The organism is Endozoicomonas sp. SESOKO2, assembly GCF_024606245.1.
Taxonomy (GTDB): Bacteria; Pseudomonadota; Gammaproteobacteria; order Pseudomonadales; family Endozoicomonadaceae; genus Endozoicomonas_A.
Genome location: NZ_JAHHPQ010000022.1, coordinates 1 through 2,338, shown reverse-complemented (window position 1 = coordinate 2,338; position 2,338 = coordinate 1). Strand labels below are relative to the sequence as shown.

The 2,338-nt window shown below is 45.3% G+C and carries 3 protein-coding genes; all 3 read right to left on the bottom strand.

The features are described from left to right. On the bottom strand, nt 1–219 hold a 219-nt coding region (locus tag KDK17_RS00490), incomplete at its 3' end, for a hypothetical protein (RefSeq protein WP_257287101.1). A gap of 355 nt (nt 220–574) precedes the next feature. After that, nucleotides 575–940: a hypothetical protein gene (locus KDK17_RS00485; RefSeq protein ID WP_257280975.1), complete on the bottom strand. Its 366-nt coding sequence runs from the start codon at nt 938–940 to the stop codon at nt 575–577. 111 nt (nt 941–1,051) lie between these two features. Further along, nucleotides 1,052–2,338: WD40 repeat domain-containing protein (locus tag KDK17_RS00480; RefSeq protein ID WP_257287100.1), on the bottom strand; the 1,287-nt coding region annotated here is incomplete at its 5' end.

Below are 2,338 nucleotides of genomic sequence, written 5' to 3'. Positions count from 1 at the left end.
TCTGCATACCTTGGCTAAACAGACAACCTCTCGAAAACCCAAATAGCGAATAAGCGTAGATTCTAATTCAACGGGAAAATCGAGTAATAAACATGGATTGTTGTATACACTCACCTCTCTACCTGCAATGACACCTGTTGGTGCCTCCTCCATTTGAAGTTGCTCAGGTGTTGATGAAAGTAATCCATCACTGCTGGAATTGCTTTTCACAGACTCCATGCCAGATGCCTTTCTATCTCCAAAGTCATTATTTATCCTCGCTTGAAAGGACATTCAAAATTGATTCGATCTGTTAGAGTCGTTTTTACAATGGAAGTTCAAAACATTGAGGTCAGTGGAAACAGGGAAAAGAAGAGTTCTGAACCGTGAAGATGATAGAAAGAAGCTTTTTAATAGAGACCACTGTAAAAAATATCATCGGACTTTCGATATATATCCTTTAAATTCGTTGGTGTACTGGAGAGTTTTTTCCCGGTTTTATAAGCAGGCACATGGCCACCGTTTCAGTTGGATTTGTGTGTCCACTAAAACGGGTGAGGTTCACAATCCACTCATTTTTTTGTTGGGTGGTGTTTTAGTTGCTGGGGAGACGTTGACGGATGAGTAGCTCTAGTTGTCTTACTTGTTCCCGGGTTTCTGCATGTTGTTCGTCAGAACGCTTGAAACCTGCAAGCATGGCTTCCGCCAGGGCAGAGACATCGGCTTTAACGCCTGCAATTTTTTGATCCTGCTCAGCGAATTGTGTACGCATTTTTTGATCCTGCTCAGCGAATTGTGTACGCATTTTTTGATCCTGCTGAGTGAATCGTGTACGCATTTCCTGCCGTGTTGCCAATATTTCCTGGTGTGTATCACCGGTGATTTTGATGAGGCTACGCACTGCGCTATCCAGAGAATCAAAATGTGATTCCAATCGCTCTACTCTTGCTTCTAATAACATTGGGACTACTCACGTTGTATTTATGGAGTAACCAGCATAGCAGAGACCGGCACAAAGACACCAAAGACTGTTTTTTAATGAGTTCTTTGCAAAACTACGCTCATTCGATCATCAATCGCCCCTCCACAGTTCAGCGATTCTCGCCGTGTAATCTGCACAGACGGCCACGACATTTCGGCCATCGGGACTGAATTTGGCTGAGGTGATCACCGGCCCGTGAGAAATGATGGCTTTTTTTATCCACGACCCATCGGGCCCAAGGCCATAAATTTTCGCCGCTTTGTCATCACCGGCGGTCACCACGAGGCAGCTATCGGGACTGAAGTTGGCTGAGAGGACATAACGCTCATGGGTAATGCTGGCTGTTTCTTCCCATGATCCATCCGCCTGCAGGCTGTAGATTTTTATCGTGTCAAGGCAATCGGTGGTGACTATATGGTGGCCATCGGCGCTGAAGGTGGCTGACAAGACCCAAGCATTTTGGCAAAAGGTGTATTTTGTTTCCCATAATCCATTGGTTTGCCGTTCGTGGATTTTCACAGTTTTGTCCAGACTGGCAGTCACCACAAGGCGGTCATCGGGACTGAAAGAGGCTGATTTGACCGCATTTTTATGGGTAATGGTGGTCATTTCTCCCCATGATCCATCGGCCTGCGGGCCATAGATTTTCGCCGTGCCATCCAAACTTGCGGTCACCAAAGAGCGGCCATCGGCGCTGAAGGTGGCTGAGCTGACAGAATCATTATGGTAAATAGTGGTTTTTACTCCCCATGTGCCATCGTGTTCCAGACCATAAATTGTTGCATTCTTATCATGCTTATCATCAGTTAAGACAAACAAATGATTGGCATCGGCGCTGAAGCCGACCGACGTGACCAGAGCATTGTGGTGAATAGTGTATTTTGCTTCCCATGATCCATCAGTCTCCTGTTCATAGATTTTCAATGTTCCATATACACAGGCGGTCAATAGTTGCTGGTCATTTGCACTGAAGGTGGCTGAGATGACCGGCGATTTATGGTAAATAATGGCTTTTACTTTCCATGATCCATCGTCGTCCTGACCACAGATTTTCACCATGGGATCGGAACAGACGGTCGCCATTTGACGGCCATCGGTAGTGAAGGTGGCTGATAAGAAACAAGTTTTATGGTCAATGGTAGCTTTTGTTTCCCATGATCCATCGGTCTTCTGGCCTGTGATGATCGCTCTTTTATCAAAGCTGGTAGTCACCACATGGAGGTTATCAGCACTGAAGTCGGCATCATAGATTTGGCATGAATGGGTAATTTTTGCTTTTGGCACTAATTTGAATGTTTCACATTCAGACATCAGTTTACTGTAGGTGAAAAGCAGCTGAGCAGGAAAATGAGTGGTTTCTCGTTGCTTTATGAGTGA

Bases quoted from the DNA above. Each gene is read 5' to 3' on its own strand.
- KDK17_RS00485 (WP_257280975.1), bottom strand. From the start codon at position 940: ATGTTATTAGAAGCAAGAGTAGAGCGATTGGAATCACATTTTGATTCT.